The sequence below is a fragment of the Paenibacillus apis genome, assembly GCF_018333295.1.
Taxonomy (GTDB): Bacteria; Bacillota; Bacilli; order Paenibacillales; family Paenibacillaceae; genus Fontibacillus; species Fontibacillus antibioticophila.
In genome coordinates this window covers 187,728-206,753 of the sequence record NZ_BORS01000007.1, presented here as the reverse complement: position 1 = coordinate 206,753, position 19,026 = coordinate 187,728, and the positions used below count along the sequence as shown (strand labels likewise).

14 protein-coding genes and 2 tRNA genes are annotated in these 19,026 nt (G+C 50.1%); 8 read left to right on the top strand and 8 right to left on the bottom strand.

The annotated features are described in order from the left end of the window. Positions 1–5: 5 nt before the first annotated feature. The 3 genes from KI362_RS12205 to KI362_RS12195 are packed head-to-tail and all read right to left on the bottom strand — an operon-like array spanning position 6 to position 2,458. Entirely contained in the window at positions 6–182 is a 177-nt protein-coding gene (locus KI362_RS12205) for a FeoB-associated Cys-rich membrane protein (protein ID WP_301627443.1), read from the bottom strand. A gap of 18 nt (positions 183–200) precedes the next feature. Continuing rightward, on the bottom strand, positions 201–2,219 hold the full coding sequence (gene feoB, locus KI362_RS12200; protein ID WP_301627442.1) for a ferrous iron transport protein B: 2,019 nt from the start codon (positions 2,217–2,219) through the stop codon (positions 201–203). Next, the gene (locus KI362_RS12195; protein WP_301627441.1) at positions 2,216–2,458 is read right to left on the bottom strand and encodes a FeoA family protein; all 243 of its coding nucleotides are present in this window, start codon (positions 2,456–2,458) and stop codon (positions 2,216–2,218) included. Before KI362_RS12195 ends, feoB begins: the two co-directional genes overlap by 4 nt. A 195-nt stretch (positions 2,459–2,653) precedes the next feature. Here KI362_RS12195 and KI362_RS12190 point away from each other — a divergent pair, with 195 nt between their 5' ends. Both KI362_RS12190 and KI362_RS12185 read left to right on the top strand, forming a co-directional pair. Next, complete coding sequence (locus KI362_RS12190; RefSeq protein ID WP_044477596.1) at positions 2,654–3,616, top strand: aldolase catalytic domain-containing protein; 963 nt, start codon at positions 2,654–2,656, stop codon at positions 3,614–3,616. Between the two features lie 1,214 nt (positions 3,617–4,830). Next, on the top strand, positions 4,831–6,951 hold the full coding sequence (locus KI362_RS12185; protein WP_301627440.1) for a putative bifunctional diguanylate cyclase/phosphodiesterase: 2,121 nt from the start codon (positions 4,831–4,833) through the stop codon (positions 6,949–6,951). Positions 6,952–7,096: 145 nt separating this feature from the next. On the opposite strand, the gene KI362_RS12180 is transcribed toward KI362_RS12185, so the two are convergent. After that, positions 7,097–7,170, bottom strand: a tRNA-Gly gene (locus tag KI362_RS12180). Between the two features lie 13 nt (positions 7,171–7,183). Next, positions 7,184–7,260 (bottom strand) — tRNA-Pro (locus KI362_RS12175). 531 nt (positions 7,261–7,791) lie between these two features. On the opposite strand from KI362_RS12175, the gene pheS reads away from it, so the two are divergent. From pheS to KI362_RS12160, 3 genes are all read left to right on the top strand, one after another. After that, positions 7,792–8,826, top strand: coding sequence for a phenylalanine--tRNA ligase subunit alpha (pheS, locus tag KI362_RS12170; RefSeq protein ID WP_301627439.1), 1,035 nt, complete (start codon positions 7,792–7,794; stop codon positions 8,824–8,826). Between the two features lie 28 nt (positions 8,827–8,854). Beyond that, the gene (pheT, locus tag KI362_RS12165) at positions 8,855–11,311 is read left to right on the top strand and encodes a phenylalanine--tRNA ligase subunit beta (RefSeq protein WP_301627438.1); all 2,457 of its coding nucleotides are present in this window, start codon (positions 8,855–8,857) and stop codon (positions 11,309–11,311) included. Between the two features lie 146 nt (positions 11,312–11,457). Beyond that, positions 11,458–12,999 (top strand): cell division protein ZapA, encoded by a 1,542-nt coding sequence (locus tag KI362_RS12160; RefSeq protein ID WP_301627437.1) that lies wholly within the window; start codon positions 11,458–11,460, stop codon positions 12,997–12,999. Positions 13,000–13,071: 72 nt separating this feature from the next. Here the strand turns inward: KI362_RS12160 and KI362_RS12155 are convergent, their stop codons facing one another. Then, positions 13,072–13,443 carry a cupredoxin domain-containing protein gene (locus KI362_RS12155; protein WP_044477604.1) on the bottom strand — a complete coding sequence of 124 codons (372 nt, stop codon included), beginning with the start codon at positions 13,441–13,443 and terminating at the stop codon, positions 13,072–13,074. 186 nt (positions 13,444–13,629) lie between these two features. Continuing rightward, a complete protein-coding gene (locus KI362_RS12150; RefSeq protein ID WP_044477605.1) occupies positions 13,630–13,986 on the bottom strand; it encodes a phage holin family protein in 357 nt (118 codons plus the stop codon). A gap of 165 nt (positions 13,987–14,151) precedes the next feature. Here KI362_RS12150 and KI362_RS12145 point away from each other — a divergent pair, with 165 nt between their 5' ends. From KI362_RS12145 to KI362_RS12135, 3 genes are all read left to right on the top strand, one after another. Next, a complete protein-coding gene (locus KI362_RS12145) occupies positions 14,152–16,515 on the top strand; it encodes an endonuclease MutS2 (RefSeq protein WP_301627436.1) in 2,364 nt (787 codons plus the stop codon). A 15-nt stretch (positions 16,516–16,530) separates the two neighbouring features. Continuing rightward, positions 16,531–16,947: a DUF350 domain-containing protein gene (locus KI362_RS12140; protein WP_233500587.1), complete on the top strand. Its 417-nt coding sequence runs from the start codon at positions 16,531–16,533 to the stop codon at positions 16,945–16,947. A 161-nt stretch (positions 16,948–17,108) separates the two neighbouring features. Then, on the top strand, positions 17,109–17,645 hold the full coding sequence (locus tag KI362_RS12135; protein WP_301627435.1) for a hypothetical protein: 537 nt from the start codon (positions 17,109–17,111) through the stop codon (positions 17,643–17,645). A 28-nt stretch (positions 17,646–17,673) separates the two neighbouring features. On the opposite strand, the gene KI362_RS12130 is transcribed toward KI362_RS12135, so the two are convergent. Beyond that, a complete protein-coding gene (locus KI362_RS12130) occupies positions 17,674–18,903 on the bottom strand; it encodes an NAD(P)/FAD-dependent oxidoreductase (RefSeq protein WP_301627434.1) in 1,230 nt (409 codons plus the stop codon). Positions 18,904–19,026: the final 123 nt, after the last annotated feature.

Below are 19,026 nucleotides of genomic sequence, written 5' to 3'. Positions count from 1 at the left end.
TTCACTCATCCCGATGGCGGCTGCTTGGTCGATGAAGAAGCAGAATCGCAACAGGAAGCTGCACAGGATTGTTGTTGGGCGCAGGCTGCGCAGGCCCCTTGCTTCCGTTTTCGAATACCTCGAAAAAAAGCAAATCCAGCATAAGCGAATACAACCGTCAGGATCACAATGTCAGCGATCATTCGTTCATCTTCCTTCCATTAAAAGATCAGCTTGCCCCCTTGGTAAATAACGATCGATACGAGATAGGCAAGCAGAACAGCATATGCAACTGAAAATGCAGTCCACTTCCAGGAGGACGTTTCCTTCCGAAGAACACCCACGGTTGCCAGACAAGGCGTGTATAACAGTATAAATGACATGAAGCTGTAAGCCTGAAGCGGAGTAAAGGCCGATGAAATCTGGACTTGCAGTCCGTTGATATCCGGAGCATGGTAAATGATATTCATGGTTGAGACGACGACCTCTTTGGCCATAAAACCAGTCATTAATGCAGCGCCAGCTTGCCAGGTTCCGAAGCCGACAGGCTGAAGCAAAGGGGCGATCAGCCCTCCGACATAGGCGAGAAAGCTATCATCCATGGACTCAGCCACGCCTCCTGGGCCGAGATAAGACATCATCCAGATCAGAACAGAGCCGGCAAGAATAAATGTGCCTGCTTTGCGCAGGAATCCCTTTCCTTTCTCCCAAGTACTTCGGAATAATGTCCGTCCTTGCGGCAGACGGTAGGGAGGAAGCTCCATAAAGTAGAAGGATTTTTGATTCTTAAAGATGGTCCTGGAGAACAGTTTGGCAAGCAGCAGAGTAAGAAGAATACCAAGGAAATAAAGAGAAAAGACGACTAGAGCTTGTGATCTGGCAAAAAATACACCGGCAAATAATGCATATACAGGAAGCCTGGCGGAACATGACATTAAAGGTACAAGCAGCATCGTCAAGGTACGTTCCTTTTCCTGTTCAATCCCTCTGGAAGCCATGATTGCAGGAACGTTACACCCAAACCCAATAATAAATGGGATCAGCGACTTGCCGTTCAGTCCGACCATCTCCATTAACCGATCCAGCATTACCGTAATTCGGGCCATGTAACCAGTATCTTCAATGAAGGAAATGATAAGGAACAGGATGAAGATTTGCGGTATGAATACCAGGACACCGCCAACACCTGCTACAATGCCGTCTAATATTAATGCTGCAGTGAATCCAGAGACGTTCAGAGCCTCCAGGGCTCCTGAAATAAAAGTACTCAAGGGTCCTGAAATAAAGGTATCCAGCATATCGGATAGCGGATTCCCGAGCCAGTCAAACGTTAGTTTGAAGGTAACATACATAAAGGTTAAGAAGAGGGGGACTCCCCAAAAAGGATGCATGGCCATTTGATCTATACGATCCGTAAGAGTCGGGTGAGCTTTTGGTTGGGTAATCACCGCGCTTTTTAAAATTTCTTGAATGCGCGCCATTCGTACAGATCTCAAGTAGTGAGTCAGTGTCATGGATGGGTGTGTTGCCGCTAGCGACCGCTCTGTCCCTTCAAGAAGGGTATCCAGACGCCGGGAACAATCGTCGTCTAATTTCAGGGCATGGCGTACAGCTTGATTGTTCTCAAGCAGTTGAAGTGCAGCCCAACGCGTTGACAGACTCGGATTAGGGACAAATTTCGCTAATTCCCGGGAAATATCAAGGATAGCTTGTTCAATTGTCTCGCCGTAATCAAGAATCCAATCCGGCGCAGCGGTCTGCGAGGAATTGTGGGTCATAACCTCCAATAATTCATGGCATCCTTTTCCCGTCCGCGCAACCAATGGAATGACTGGAACTCCCAGCATACGGGATAATACCTCGATCTGAATATGGACTCCACGGGATTCAGCGACGTCCATCATATTTAAGCCGATCAGAAGGGGCTTGCCGTATTCAAGCATCTGTAAGGTGAGGTAGAGGTTTCGCTCCAACTGGGAGGCATCCACAATATTTACGATTGCCGAGGGCTCCTGACCGACCAGAAACGTCGCTACCACGCCTTCATCGCGGGACACCGGATTGAGGGAATAAACACCGGGCAGATCTGTAATAGAACCTGCTTTATTGCGAAGCTGGCCTACTTTCTTCTCAACCGTGACACCGGACCAGTTGCCTACATATTGATATGAGCTTGTCAGCGCATTAAACAGCGAGGTCTTTCCTGTGTTCGGATTTCCGATCAATGCGGTATTGTTCAAGATCCGGACACCTCGATCCGGGCAGCCTCTCTTCTGCGGATACTCAGAAGCTGCCCGCGACATTCAAGCAAGACCGGTCCGCCCCACAGACAGTAACGCTTGACGGTAATGCTTGCACCCTCATGAATGCCGAGGTCTGCAAGTCTTCGCCGCAGCATGGGGTCGATATGTATCAGTTGCGAGATTACAGCGGAATGACCAGGTTTGAGCCGAATCAGATTTTCCGAACGAGGCAGCATTGTTTTCCCTCCAAATAACATTATTCGATATTGATAATCACTCTCAATTGGGATCAATATACAGCATGCTTATGGAATTAACTGTGAAAATAGTCACAAAAAACAATAAAAGAAATGGCTGAACATCTTTACTTTTACTTTTCTCTTCAAGTAAGATGGTAGATAAAACATGCACAAAGAAGGGACACGGTACGGATGAAGGAAAATCAATGCAAAATCGTAGACTGTACAATTCGAGACGGGGGACTTGTTAATAACTGGGATTTCAGTGTTGAATTTGTCCAAAAATTATATGCAGGCTTGAACGAAGCCGGCGTCGATTATATGGAAATCGGATATAAAAACTCTCCAAAGCTGTTGAAGGGAGCCGACGAGGCGGGACCTTGGCGTTTTCTAAATGATGATTTCCTGAAGAAGGTCATTCCGAATAAAGGAAATACGAAGCTCTCCGCACTGGTGGATATCGGACGAGTGGATGAAAATGATATTTTGCCGCGCAGCGAAAGCTTGCTCGATCTGATTCGGGTTGCCTGCTATGTGAAGGATGTGGACAAGGCTCTGAAGCTTGTTCAGACTTTTCATGACCGTGGATATGAGACCACGATTAATATTATGGCACTGTCTAACGTTATGGAGCATGAACTGCTTGAGGCGTTTGACATGATCAAGAACAGTGTCGTGGATGTCGTATATATTGTAGATTCTTATGGGAGTTTGGACTATAAAGATATGGAGCATCTGGTAAATAAGTTTAAGCAGCATCTGCCGAACAAGCGTCTGGGCGTTCATACGCACAACAACCTGCAGCTTGCCTTCTCCAACACGCTTGTTGCCGCGGATCTAGGTGTCGAATTACTCGATGCTTCTGTCTACGGGATGGGACGTGCCGCAGGCAACTGTCCGACGGAGCTGTTAGTCACCCATCTGAAAAATACAAATTACAAGCTGCGCCCGGTACTGGAGGTATTGGACCAGTTGCTGGTTCCTTTGCGCGAGAAGGAAGAATGGGGATATCTGATCCCCTATATGATTACGGGAAGTCTGGATGAGCATCCGCGCTCGGCGATGGCCTTGCGTGCCTCTGAGGACAAGGACAAGTCGGTCGACTTTTATGACAAGCTGACAACACCGGAGGTCGGATTCGACAAGAGCAAGTAAAATGCACGTTAAAGGGGCAACGTGTGAAGTGTACTTTCGATCGCTGTTGTTCGCAGATTTCTTTAATTGGACTAAGTTCCCACAAGGGAGAAATCCGCTCACAAAGGCGAACGCTCCGCTTCTTCAGTACACTTCACACTTATGCCCTGATCACTTGCCTTTGGAGTATAACTGATACGCGAGATTGCACCATGACTGCGCCACATGTTTCATTACAGTAAGCTTGTAGTCCGCGGCATCATACAGGCAGGGTGCGCTCGTGTTAGAGTTGCTCCCCGACCTCATGATGCTCCGGTCTTACATCGAAACTTCGCCCGTCCTGCCATTATTGAAGTTTTCTCCGAACTTAACTTGACCTACTGGCATTCCACCTTGCTCTGAACTCCATCCGCTCTTCTTGACCAACCTCATTCAGCTCGCTCTCATCCGCCCATGCTCCAGTGAAATTACTTACCTTAAAATCTTCATTCGACGCACAAACCCACTTTTAGTGAAAAAACTTACCTTAGATCGTCAGTAACTAGCCAAACCCACGTTTTAGTCAACTTTAAGTACAAAAATTTCACTATATCTGCATTTCTATCATTTCCACTGAATTTAAGGTAACTTTTTTCACTACATGCGTAAGAGCCATATTTTCATGCGGTTGACTGATTAACGTCATGCTGCGAAACACCGCGCACTGATAGCCGAACTCTTTGCTAGGTGTACGCATGCGTACTTGATGGGTATATTGCTTAATCTACTGAAATGACCCATGCTCTGCGGGCTTGATGAAATTGGGGCATTCCCAATAATGAAGCGGTGTTGCCTATTTACTGCTTGTAATTCGTTAGTGCAGGCACTTAAAGCCGAGCTCAAGAGCCTGCGTAATAAAAGCATAAGTGTGAAGTGTTACAAGCTTTCTGTAAGAAAGCTTGTAACACTTCACACGTTGCCCCCACGAAACGCAGAAACGTTAGACGGTTTTATGCTGCTGCACACTTGCAGCAAACTGCGCCGAAAGGAGCGCTACCATTAACATGAGCTTGATGAGTCACTGCCGAGCGAACTAGTGCGATAAATTTCTATTAACCGCAATGAATAATAATTCGAAATTTGTTATTTTAAAATGGATAAAGCAGGAATAGATCATTTCTTGTTGAATTACTATTGTGTGCGACTTGCAAGATACCAACACTTGCAAGATACCAACCTCCAGGAGTTGAGCATATATGAACGTCAGGACAGAGGAGAAGACAGCGGTTATTCACATCGGGCTTGGTCTGTTGGTAATGATAAGTCTATTCGCATTTTTCGAGAATTTTGAAAATTTCGGTGATACTCAGACTATTCAGGTTATTCAACTGGTAGGAGGACTGATCTGCGGGGCAGTGGCGTTCGCTATCTTTGCGCAGGGGTGGATCTGGTTTGCCGAAAAGTTATCGAAGCATCGTTTCTACACAGCAATCCTGTTCATCGTGCTGGCTGGCTTCAGCTTTCTGCTAGCCATGGGACCAGACGGAGTAGGAGTAAGGGATTCCGATATGGATACCCGGCTGAGTAATGTTTGTCTTGTTATCTCACATCTGATATGTGCTGTAGGAATGTTAGTGATATTTTCAGCTTCGGACAATCAAATTACGAGACGGTATAAAGTAAGTGTTCTGCTTGGAACAGCTGTTGGGAGCGGTGCGCTGCTCCTGCTTTTATTCTCTTATCAGCAAATTTTACCGGAAAGTATGCTTGAGCTCGGCAGCTTTCCTCAATTTAAACTAACGATATGGATCATTACCATGCTGTTGTATTCCGCGGGGATCGCAGGTGTGATGTATCATCATCGTAAAGCAAAAACGATCGCCTCGCTGACGGTGGTCCGCGCCTTGCTGTTCATGATGATGGGCTATTCCCTGCTGTTGACCGGTGATCCTGCCAAGCCCAGCTTTTATCATATGATCGGGCAATGGTATATGGCGATATCTTATTATTTTGTGCTTAAAGGCGTTTATCAGCTAACGATTCTGGAGCCTTTCCGCGTTCAACAGAAGATCGAGGCGCGTATGAAGCATATGGCTTATCATGATGACCTGACGGGTCTTCCTAATATTCGCCGTCTGAAGGAGACGCTTGCCGGGATGCTAAGCACATCCTCAAAGACCTCTGAGCTTAAGGGCGTCGCGGTTGTCAATATCGATCGGTTTAAAGCAATCAATGATTCGTTAGGCTACAGCACAGGCGACCTGCTGCTGAAAGAGCTTGGCAAAAGGCTCGAAATGCTATGTACCGAGCAGGAGAGGGTATACCGGCTTGGTGACGATGAATTCGCTTTAATATTCACAGGGCTTACCGAATCGAAGCAATTGGAAGACCGTGCAGAGCAATTGCTGCATTCTGTTAATCCCTCCATCACAATCGTAGATACGGAGTATCATGTTTCCCTCAGTATGGGGCTGGCTATTTTTCCGTATGATGCGAAAAGTGTGGATCATTTGATCCAGTACGCCGATATGGCCGTACATTATGCTAAAGAACGGGACGTGACCTTTCTTCGGTATTCGGAAGACATGAAGTTACGCACACAGGCAAGAGTGGAATTGGAAAACGATATGCGAAAAGCCTTGGACAGAGAGGAATTCTTCCTTGAATTCCAGCCTCAGTTCAATTTATTGAGCGGAAAAATGGTGGGCATGGAGGCTTTGGTGAGGTGGAATCATCCGAAGCGCGGCTTACTTCCTCCCAATGAGTTTATTCCGATCGCGGAAGAGTCCGGTTTAATTGTACCGCTGGGAGAATGGGTGCTCAAGACAGCTTGCGGGTATAACAGAAGATGGCAGCTTGAAGGCTTTGACCCGGTATGTGTATCCGTCAACTTATCCATGCGGCAGTTCAGACAATATAACCTGGCGGAAAAGGTGGATTCCATTCTTAAAGAGGTTGGACTTGAAGCCCATTACCTTGAGCTTGAAGTAACGGAAAGCATGACCTTTGATATCGAGACGGCTCTAAATCAACTGGAGAGCTTGAAGAAGCTGGGTGTACATATTAGTATCGATGATTTCGGCACGGGGTACAGCTCTTTGAATTATCTGAAAAGTCTTCCTATCGACCGCCTCAAGATTGACCGTTCCTTTGTAAGGGAGGTCATGATTGACGGTAATGATGCAGCGATCGTATCCACGATCACGATGATGGCGCATCATTTGAAATTAAAGGTTACGGCGGAAGGAGTAGAGAGCAAGGAGCAGCTGGAGTTTTTGAAGCAGCAGAATTGTCATGAGGGTCAAGGCTACCTGTTCAGCAAGCCTGTTAAAGCAGAAGAATTGAGAGATCATTTTCTGAACCGGAAGGCAGGATAACAGGATAAATATAGGAAAAGGCAGTTCTATCAGCCCGCGGGCTGAGGAACTGCCTTTATTGATATGAACGGACATTTGAAATGACACATAACAAAAACAGCCGCTTAGGAAGAGCTTCCTAACGACTGCTGAGTTGTAAAAGAGATGGAGCGGGTGATGGGAATCGAACCCACGCTACCAGCTTGGAAGGCTGGAGTTCTACCATTGAACTACACCCGCATGATAATTATAATGGTCGGGACGACACGATTTGAACATGCGACCCCCTGGTCCCAAACCAGGTGCTCTACCAAGCTGAGCTACGTCCCGTCAACTTCACATTGAGTAAATTCTTCAGTGAAGACAAGAAATAATATAGCACTTTTCAAGAAGGGATGCAAGCACTTTTTACCTCAAGAGAAATTGCTTGCCGGAGAAATTTCAAGGCATTGCTTGCCATCGAAGTCAACTTTTCATATAATAGCAGATAATTGAACAAGCAAATGCAAAGATGGAGATAAGTAAGCAGAAGCCTCCTCACAGGGACAGGGTGCCATGGATTGAGAGCACTCTTGCGGAAACAGGCTGCTGAAGTTCACTCCGGAGCAGTGCCTTGAACCCGATGGAGATTTGGATCCCGCGGCAATAGAGGTTACCGGCTGCGACCCGTTATGTCGATCAAGTGAGAATTCAGGCCAGACTGCGAGTTTGTGGTGTTTGCAGGTGCTTATGAGTTCTAACAAGGGTGGTACCACGGTCTGTTCGTCCCTTTCTGGGAGAACAGGCCTTTTTTATTTTTCCAGTGAGGCAATAATGGACATGAAAGATCTTAGCATGAAAGTCTAAAGGGGGATTCAATCAATGAAACAGCGTCTGGAATCATTGAAGCAGGAAGCAGTGGAGCAGCTTGGCGGGGTTGCCGATGTGGCCCAGTTAAACGACCTTCGGGTAAAGTATTTGGGGAAAAAGGGAGCACTAACAGAAATCCTGCGGGGCATGGGGGCATTGAGCGCTGAGGAGCGTCCGATCATTGGCCAGGTGGCGAATGAGGTGCGTGGCGTGATTGAAGCTCTGGTTGAGGAGAAGCAGGCAGCGTTCGATCACAAGGAGACAGAATCACGCTTGGCGGCGGAGAAGGTCGATGTTACCCTGCCAGGCCGCCCGATGACGCAAGGCTCAGTTCACCCGTTGAACCAGGTCATCCAGGAGATTGAAGATATTTTTATCGGTATGGGCTATCGAATTGCAGAAGGACCTGAGGTGGAGACGGATTATTATAACTTTGAAGCGCTGAACCTACCGAAGAATCACCCGGCGCGGGATATGCAGGATTCCTTCTATTTGACGGAGGAATTGCTGATGCGTACCCATACCTCTCCGGTTCAGGTGCGTACCATGGAAGCGATGAAAGGGGAGGTGCCGGTCAAGGTCATCTGTCCGGGGCGCGTATTCCGGCGTGACGACGACGATGCGACGCATTCCTTCCAGTTCCATCAAATCGAGGGCCTTGTTATTGGCGAAAAGATTCGAATGAGCGACCTGAAAGGCACACTGCTGGAATTCACCCGCAAAATGTTCGGCAGCCAGACTCAAATCCGGTTGCGTCCAAGCTTTTTCCCGTTCACTGAGCCCAGCGTTGAGGTTGATGTAACCTGCGTGAAATGCGGTGGTGACGGCTGCAGAGTATGCAAAGATTCCGGCTGGCTGGAAATCCTGGGCAGCGGCATGGTCCACCCTCGCGTTCTGGAGATGAGCGGCTACGATCCTGAAAAGTATAGCGGTTTTGCCTTCGGTATGGGGATGGAACGGATTGCGATGCTGAAATACGGTGTCGATGACATCCGTCATTTCTTTACGAATGATCTGCGTTTCCTGCAGCAGTTTTCGAGAATATAGAGCGCCGAATAGGGAAGGGGAATATACGATGAAAGTTTCAACCGATTGGTTATCACAATATGTATCTTTGGAGCAGGTTGATGCTGCCGAGCTCGCCGAGAAAATCACCCGGTCCGGGATCGAAATCGATGGCGTTGAGAACCGGAACAAAGGGGTATCCGCACAGGTTGTTGTCGGATATGTCAAGCATAAGGAAAAGCATCCGGATGCGGATAAGCTGAACATCTGCACGGTGGATGCCGGGCAAGAAGAAGATCTTCAGATCGTCTGCGGCGCTAAAAATGTGGATGCCGGACAAAAAGTGCCGGTCGCACTTGTGGGAGCCAAGCTTCCGGGCGGCCTGGACATTAAGAAAGCCAAGCTGCGCGGAGTGGTCTCCCAAGGGATGATCTGTTCCGCCAAAGAGCTTGGACTTAATGATAAGCTGCTGCCAAAGGAGCAGCAGGAGGGTATTCTTGTACTTCCTGCCGATAGTACAGTCGGCTCCCCGATCGCCAAGCTGCTGCATCTGGATGATCAGGTGCTGGATTTCGATCTGACACCGAACCGTTCGGATTGTCTTAGCATGCTGGGAGCGGCATATGAAGTAGCAGCCATATTGGGCCGGGAAGTGAAGCTCCCTGATCCTGAAAGCAAATTGATCGAAGTGTCTGATGCAGCCTCTGAGTCGATTCAGGTAAAAATTGAGTCGCCCGAGCTATGTGACCGGTATGCCGTAAGAGTTATTTCCGGCGTAGAAATCGAGCCTTCCCCGCTATGGCTGCAGAGCCGTCTGATGGCAGCGGGAATCCGGCCGATCAATAACATTGTGGATATTACGAATTACGTTATGCTGGAATACGGCCAACCTCTCCATGCGTTTGATGCCGACAAAATCGCCGGGAAAACCATTGGCGTGCGTGCTTCACGGGCAGGGGAGAAGCTGGTTACATTGGATGGACAGGAGCGGACATTGGAGCCGGAAACCCTGCTGATCGTCGATGGGGAAGACCGTCCGGTCGGGCTGGCAGGCGTTATGGGCGGCCTGGATTCTGAAGTGACGGATTCAACACATACCATTGTGCTGGAATCTGCCAAATTCGACGGCGGTTCCATTCGTAAAACCTCCCGTCAGCTGGGGCTTCGCTCTGAAGCCTCGCAACGCTTCGAGAAGGAGGTTGATCCGGCAAGAGTTCTTCCTGCTCTCAACCAAGCTTCGCTGATGATTGCAGAGCTTGCTGGCGGCCGAGTGCATAAAGGTATCGTCCAGGCGGTTGAGCGGGAAACAGAGCCGAAGACAATCAAGCTCTCGTTAAGCAAAGTGAACGATTATCTCGGAACAGATATCTCGCTGCTGGAAGCTAAGGCCATTCTGCTGCGTCTCCACTTCGAGTGCGGGGATGCCGGTACCGGCGAGCTTGAAGTAGGGGTTCCTACACGTCGTGGAGATATTACCCGGGATGTGGATCTCATTGAGGAAATCGCCCGGATCTACGGCTATGATAACATTCCTACAACCTCTATTGAGGGCCGGACAACAGCCGGAGGCTACACCAAGGCACAGGCTTTGCGCCGTGCGCTTCGCCAACTGCTCGTGCACGGGGGCTGGCAGGAGACGCTGGGATATTCATTCATTCGTGAAGGAGCGGCCCGTGTATTCCCATCGCTCGGAAAAGGCGGCGGAGAGGCTCGCCTAGCCATGCCGATGAGCGAGGACCGCAGTGTGCTCCGGGGAAGCTTGCTGCCGGGTCTGATGGATATGGCACAGTACAACCGGAACCGCAAGCAGAACGATCTGGCGATCTTCGAGATCGGTACTGTGTTCCACTCGGTTGATGAGAAGCTTGCAGAGAAGCCGCATGAGCTGGCTGTTCTAGGCTTGCTGCTGACAGGAAACCGCGGACTCAAGACATGGAACACCTCTGCGGAAAAGGTGGACTTCTTCGACCTGAAGGGGGCTCTGGAAAGTGTATTTTCCAGCCTGGGTCTGGAAGACCGGGTACGCTATGCAGCTGATAGTCCTAAGGGCTTCCATCCGGGACGCTCCGCCTCGCTCTATCTGCATACGGCCGGAGAAGGTGAAGTTCATATCGGCACACTGGGTCAGCTTCATCCGGAGCTGCAGCGTGACATGGATCTGGAGGATACCTATGCGGCCGAGCTGCTGCTCGCACCTCTGTTCAGCCATGCCGGGGAAACAGTAAGCTATCGCGATTTGCCGCGCTTCCCGGCCATGCAGCGGGACATTGCTGTCGTAGTTGACCAGTCCGTCGAAGCGGGCTCGCTTCTTGAATTGATCAAGCAGACAGCAGGCGAATGGCTTGAGCATGCCGAGGTATTTGATGTCTTTACGGGAAGCAAGCTCGGCGAAGGCAAGAAGAGCGTGGCCTTGTCTCTCGTCTACCGTCATATGGAGCGGACGTTGACAGATGAAGAGGTGGCGAAGGCGCATGAATCCGTGATTCAAGCTCTTGAGCAAACTTTTGCCGCTGAATTGAGAAAATAGCAGGAATTATGTGGAGTCACATCGAATCATGAGTGTAAGAGTCATGCTTCGGTGTGGCTTTTCTATAAGAGGCAAAGCAGACTTTTGAACGCGCATTATAAAAAAACGACACCCAAGAGTAACCCAGGACGAAGGAGGCCCCTGCTGTGAATACCCCTGATCGCATTACAATAAACGTAGAAATATACGGCACATCCTATAAAATTGTGGGTTCCAACCCCGAGTATATGAAGCAAGTCGCCCGTCGTGTAGACAGCCATATGCGCTCCATGGCCAAGCAATACACCCATCTTGATACTCCGAGATTAGCCGTGCTGGCTGCGGTAAGAATGGCGGAAGAAGCGGTTAAGGTTGATGATCTGCAGGCTGAACTAGAGGAACTCCAGAAGGAAAAGGGAAGCCTAGCTCAGGAGATCTCCGTCCTTCAGGCGCTTCATACAAAACAGGAAGCTGCACAAAAGGAGCTTCAGGAAGAGCGGCATCAATTAAAAAGTGACAAGAAGACCTTGACCGAACAGAATGCCAAGCAGGCTGCTTCTCTTCAAGAGAGGGAGGCGGAGTGCTTGAAGCTGGGCGGTAAGGTTCAGGAGCTTGAACGTCAACTAGCAGAGCTAAAGGGCAGCAATGCTCAACTTCAGGCGAAGCTGCGCGGAGTTGAACAGGAGGCTCGAAAGGAGCAGCAGGAGAAAACCAAGGCGCAAGGCGAGCTTCAAGCAGCCAAAGAGCGTGAGGAGGAAGCGAGGAAAGCTGGCGTACAGTCGAAAGAGAGCGCAGCTAGGCTGGAACAGCAGGTGAAGCTGCTGCAGCAATCCTTGCAAGCGGCAGATAGCGAGATTAAGAAGCAGCAGCGCCTGCAGCAAGAGACGAAAGCCCGGGAGGACAAGCTCCGTGAGGAGCTGGCAGCCGTCGTTCAGAACGAGGCATCCTGGCAAAAGCTTGCCGATAAGCGGAGTGAAGAGCTTAGCCGGATGGAGATCACGCTGATGGAGAGCAAGGAGGCCGCAGCAGGTCTGGAGCGTAAGCTTGCTGTATCGGCGGAAGAGCAGGAAGCTGTGAAGAATAACTTGGCGCAGGAGCAGAATCGGGTTAGAGACCTGCAGACGGAGCTGTCGGGCCTGCAGGAGAAGCTTGCAGAGGCAGAGCAGACGAAAGAAACCCTGTTCAATAATGATCAATTTATACGTGAGGATAATGAGCGTTTACAGAAAGAAGTAGAGAAGCTTGGCGGCCGGCTTCAACAGCTGGAGCAGGACATTAAGGATTATGCGGCGCTTGCCGAAGATCAGGAACAGGCGAGGGAAGCTGCGGAGATCCGCGAGCGGGAATGGCGCGAGCAGCTTGCTCTGGCGGAGCAGGAGCTGAACTCCTGGCGTGATACAGAGCGTGAGCTCCAGCTTCAAATTGAGAACTGGCAGCAGGAGAGCGCAGCCGGCGGGGAACAAGTGCTGACCTTGAAAGAGGACTATGAAGAAGTATTGAAGGAACGGGATCGGCTTGCGGAAGAATTGAAGCAGATTTCGGACAGCTTCGAGATAGTCTCTCATGAATACCGCCTGCTTCAAGTGGAGCGGGAAATGTCCTTGGAGAAATCGGAGAGCCGTGAAGCAGAATATCAGCGTCTGAAGGAGGACTATGCCAAGCTGCAGAACGAATACAATGAATGGATCGAATTAATAGAACAGGATTGATTCATAGCCGTATCAACAGAATAGCGCCACCGGTACAAGGGACCGGGCGGCGCTATTTTGCCGTGTTGTTTGTCACTCAACAATAAGTGTAGACACCATGGTGCCATGCCCAGAACCGCACATGATAGAGCATGCAATTTCATATTTTCCGGCTTCCTTCGGAGTGATCACGACGGAGTCTTTCTTACCGCTCAACTGCACTCGCAAGCCGGGAATTAGGATTCCATGATTCCCCTCCACATTTTTGAAGGTGATTTGCACAGGGACATCCTTCTTTACACGGTATTCTTTTTGGTCAAATTCATAATTGACGGCTTCGATGACGAGTTCGGCCTCGGGCTTAACCTGGGCTTCAGTGCTTGCTGCAGAATTTGAGTTGCTTGAACATGCACTTGCCAAAGTCAAAAGAACGCATAACATCAATAATGCAATCGTCTTTCTCATTGTCAATCCCCCGCAATATGATATATTTGTGACAATTCCAAATGTATTATAGCCTAGTTGTAGTTAAAGAAAGAATGAGAAGTGTGTCTAAATGGTGAACGCATAAAATGAATATACACGTCAAAAAGCCCGAGGCGCATACCCCAGGCTTTTCGATCAATTCGATGCCGGTACGATATGAAGCTGCTATCGCTGGCTTCTTCCTGCCTCAAACGGTGTGGACACAGGGATGAACAAATCGATGATCCCGATCACAAGCGCCGCGAGGATCGCCCCGATAATAGAGACAGATACGCCGGAGACAATAAATTGAGCCAGCCAGATGACGAGTGCGCTCGTAATGAAGCCGACGATGCCGCGTCCGAACGGGGTGACCTTTTTTCCGAAGATCCCTTCGATTGCCCAACCGATCAAGGCAATGACGAGTGCGAGCAGCAGGGCGCTGCCAAAGCCGCCTATACTGAATTGCGGGACGAGCCAGCCCACTACAAGCAGTACGAGGGCTGATACGATAAAACGCACAACGTGTCCCAGAAATCGCATGGAACTTGGCCTCCTTTTTAGAATGGATAGATCTCCTTGGTCCTTCTTTTGAATCCTGCTTAGTGTGTACGGGAAAAACCTTAAATATGTACCCGGACTGCAAATGGCGGAAATACGGGATATTCGATATAATATAAACAATGCTCGAGGGGAGTCGTGAGTTCTTTGAACGAAAAAATATTCAAAACGATGGAATACCGCAAAATTATCGATCAGCTAATTAAATATACACAAACTCCGATGGGGAAAGAGGCCGCGGACCGGCTTGTCCCTGTACCGGATCTGGAAGAAGTCAAGCGCTTGCTGCAAGGAACGGAGGAGGCTTTCACGGTCGACAGATTGAAGGGCGCCCCTTCCTTCGGCGGAATCGTCGATATGACGCCTGCAGTAAAGCGGGCCCGCATTGGCGGAACCTTGAATCCTCATGAGCTTCTTGGAGTGGCAACGACGCTGGAAGGGGCGCGGAGAATTAAGCGCTACCTTGCTTCCATGCACGAGGAGCATCCTGCCCAATTGCTGCATGCCTTGAGCGAGAACATCAGCGAGCAAAAGCCGCTGGAGGATGCAATTAAGCGATGCATTGACGACAGCGCTGAAGTACTGGACTCAGCTAGTGCGGAGCTTGCCCAAATTCGCCGTGAGCTGCGGGGTGGGGAAGTCCGGATTCGCGAGAAGCTGGAGGCCATGATCCGGTCCTCCAATGTCTCGAAAATGCTGCAGGATCAATTGATTACGATTCGCGGAGACCGGTTTGTTATTCCGGTTAAGGCGGAATACCGCGCCCATTTCGGCGGGATTGTTCACGATCAATCAGGCTCCGGGGCAACGCTCTTTATTGAGCCGGAATCGATTGTCGCCATGAACAATAAGCTGCGGGAGACCAGGCTTCGCGAGGAGCGCGAGATCGAGGTTATTTTGCAAAAGCTGACTGCGCTTACGGGAGACCAGGCCGAGCTGCTGCTATATGATAGCGACGTAGTTGGCCAGCTGGATTTCTTATTCGGGAAGGCGCGTTTGGCCCGCGAAATGAAGGCTGTTCTTCCAAGGATGAATGACCGCGGATTTATGAAGCTGCGAAAAGGCCGGCATCCGCTAATTGACCGCGACCAGGTCGTGCCCATCGATGTGGAGCTGGGCAACCAATATTCCACGATTATTGTTACGGGACCGAATACGGGCGGGAAGACGGTTACGCTGAAGACGATCGGCTTATTGAGTCTGATGGCGATGTCCGGCTTGTTTGTTCCTGCCGAGGAAGGAAGCCAGCTATGCGTATTTGACGCGATTTATGCAGACATCGGAGATGAGCAGAGTATTGAGCAGAGCCTCAGTACCTTCTCCAGCCACATGACGAATATCATCTCCATCCTGAAGCAGATGACGCCTAAAAGTCTCGTGCTGCTGGATGAAGTGGGCGCGGGTACCGATCCAGCCGAAGGCTCGGCACTGGCAATTGCCATACTGGAGCATATACACAGCTTCGGCAGCCGCATGATCGCTACGACGCATTACAGCGAATTGAAGGCTTATGCTTATGAGCGTAAAGGCGTCATCAACGCAAGTATGGAGTTTGACGTGAATACGCTTAGTCCGACGTATCGATTGCTTGTTGGCGTTCCGGGACGAAGCAACGCCTTTGCCATTGCGGAGCGTCTGGGGCTGCCATCGCAGATTCTGGACTACGCCCGCGGCGAAGTAACGGAAGAGGATCAGCGGGTAGAGCATATGATTGCCTCGCTCGAAGAGAATCGGACCGCGGCAGAGCAGGAACGGGAATCTGCCGAGAAGCTGCGTAAGGATCTGGAGAATCTGCGAAGCCGCCATGAGGCCGAGCTTGAGAAGCTTGAGCAGCAGAAGGATCGCAGGCTGGAGAAGGCCGAGGACGAGGCGCGGGCTATTATTGCCAAGGCAAAAGCCGAGGCGGAGAAAATTATTGATGATCTTCGGCGAATCGCTCAGGAAGAAGGCGCTGCCGTTAAGGAGCACAAGCTGATCGCGGCCCGCAAGCAGCTGGAGGAGGCCGAGCCTGCCCAGCGGAAGAAGGCAGCTGTCCGCAAAGCGGGCAAACAGCCGCGGCAGATCGGTCCCGGGGATGAGGTTATGGTCTACAGCCTGAACCAGAAAGGGCATGTTGTAGAGCTTGCAGGAGCGAAGGAAGCGCTGGTCCAGCTTGGGATCATGAAGATGAAGGTTTCATTAGACGACCTGGAGCTCCTGGCTGCTTCGCCGGCGCCAAAGCCGGTTCAAAAGGTCGCACCCAACGTTAAACGGACAAGAGACGATAATACTAGAAGCGAGCTGGATCTGCGGGGAGCCAACCTGGAAGAAGCGCTTATCGAGGTGGACCGTTTCATTGACGAGGCCTATCTGGCGAATCTTGGACAGGTCTATATCATTCACGGGAAGGGCACGGGCATCCTTCGCACCGGCATATCTGAATATTTGCGCAAGCATAAGCACATCAAGAGCTACCGGCTGGGAAATTACGGCGAAGGCGGAACCGGGGTTACCGTTGCCGAGCTGAAGTGATGAGGAGGATGTGTGTTGAGAGAAAGTATTGATCCGCTGCTGGAGCAGCCGGTAGGTTTGATGGCAGGGTATTTTTCTGTAGCTGTTATCGAATTGATCGTATTTCTTTCGTGTTTCGAGCTTGTGACCAAATATCGTTGCTGGCATGAGATCAAGCGGGGCAATATCGCCGCATCATTGGCAACGGGCGGAAAAATCTTCGCTCTATGCAATATTTTGCGCTTTGCGACCGCACGCTCGAACATTTATGACTTCATGGCCTGGTCGTTTGTAGGAGCGTTCCTGTTGTTCTTGGCTTACATCATGTTTGAGTTCCTGACGCCAGTATTTCAGATCGACAAGGAGATCGCCGAAGGGAATACAGCGGTAGGGCTGATTGCCATGGCAGTCTCCGTCTCCGTATCCTTTGTAATTGGAGCTTGTATCGCATAGGGGGGATTCTTGGTGCTGAAAAATTTGGTCCGAGTTCTGTTTGTGGCTTCAATGTTATTTCTGGTAGCGGGTATTATTTTTTTGTGGAATGCTTAAAGTGCATGTTCAAAACAACCTCTTAAAAGATTTAGGCCGGGTGGCCTATGGAAGGATGTAAATACATGGTAGAAACTACAATTTGCCCATGGTGTCAGACAGAGATTGTCTGGGATGAGGAGCTGGGACCCGAGGAAGAATGCCCTTATTGCCATAATGAGCTGAAGGGATACCGAACGCTTAATATTGCCCTTGGCTCGGATGAAGATTGGGAGGATGAAGACGAGACTTCCGGTGATGATACGGATGATGCAGGGCTCTGGCAGGAGGATGAGGAGAGCCATTTGAACGCGATCCGCAGGGTAGAAGCTTTTGCTGGTGCGGGCGGAGACCTTTTGGCCTATGAATCGGGAGTAGAGAAGCAACTGGACGCTCAAGAGGAGGTTCCGGAGTGCCCTCACTGCCGGGAGTATATGCTGCATGCAGGAACAGAGCCATTGTCTCCGGGCTTTAAGCCGGTACAAATGCAAGCGAAGGATATGCCGGTACTCCGGTCAAGCGCTGTCTTGAATGTCTATGTCTGCTCGGCCTGCTTCCAGGTGAGCCGTTTTCTATCGGAGGATGACCGGAATCAGTTGATTAAGACCGTCAGTGAAGAGTAAGGAAAACATCAAGCGCCAGATCCGCCCCTTAACTGGAAGGGACAGGTCTGGTGCTTCTTGTTAATGAGAACATTTCCGCATCCTCTCGTGAAATGCCCGCAATAAGATCGGCAATTAATTCAGCACCCAGCATGCTGCATACGGTGCCGTTCCCTCCATATCCCTCCAGAAAGTAACAGCGGGGAAAGTCAGGGTGGCCGCCGATGAACGGTAATCCGTCACGTGTCCGCCCGAATACGGCTCCCCAGGAGCGCTTGATCTGGAGCGAGGATTTTTCGGGGAACATCTGATGAAGCAGATGCAATAGATCCTTGCCCTTCTGGATTTCCCGTCCTTCCTTAAGTCCTCCTGGAGGAAGGGGCTCATCCAATCCGCCGATAATAATATTTCCGCCTGAAGTGGTTCGCATATACAAATAGGGACGGGCTGTCTCCCAAATCAGGCAGCGTTCAAACCAATCATTGAAATGGGCTGCGGAATCAGTAGCAATGGCATAACTGGTAACGAGTTCTGCACCAGGCTCCCGCTTCAGAGTCTGAGCCATATAGCCTGTCGCGAAGATAACGTGCTTCGCCTTGATCGTGTTGTGCCCGCATCGGCAGATCACCCCGTCCGGGCGGAACGTGTCTATTTGAATGGGGGAATATTCAAATACCTGAACGCCTTTGGAGGCGGCGTGGCTGACCAGGCCGCGAGTGAAATCAACGGGCTGAATCTCTGCATCACCCTTCGTGTAAATCGCGGCAGGTCGTTGAAAGGGAAATTTACTGCCGATTTGATCGGCATCCAGCCATTCTGCAGGAAATCCATATTTCTGGAGGGTTGCATATTCTTTATGCAGCATAGGTACATCTTCTTCGCTGCTTGCAAGATAGAGGCTGGGGCGTGTCTCCAGTGCGTGAAGATGAAGCGATTGATTGATTTCCTTCAGATGCTCCAATGCAGACCGGCACGCACGATAGAAATGTACGGCCTTTTGCTCGCCCAGGGTATGTATGAAGGAAGTCAGGCTCTTGTCGTTGGCATACTGAATGAGCCCGGTATTGACAAGGGTGCTTCCGGTGCCGATGGTATTCTGTTCGGACAAGACTACGGACAACCCCTGCTGATGCAGTAAATGAGCGCATAGCGCTCCTCCGATGCCGCCGCCGATGATCAGACAATCGCAGGTGAGGTCTTGCTTAAGCTTGGGATAAGTGGCTCGGGGCTCACGGGTGTCCAGATTCATCCAGAGATAATTGCCGATGTGCAGCTTCATCTTTGCTCCTCCTTACAAAATCACCTATCTCAATATTCACCTGGATGACATAAGTATAACCAGCCTCTCCTTATAAAAATTAGGAACAAGGATATAATATGCCACGAACGCATAATACAACCT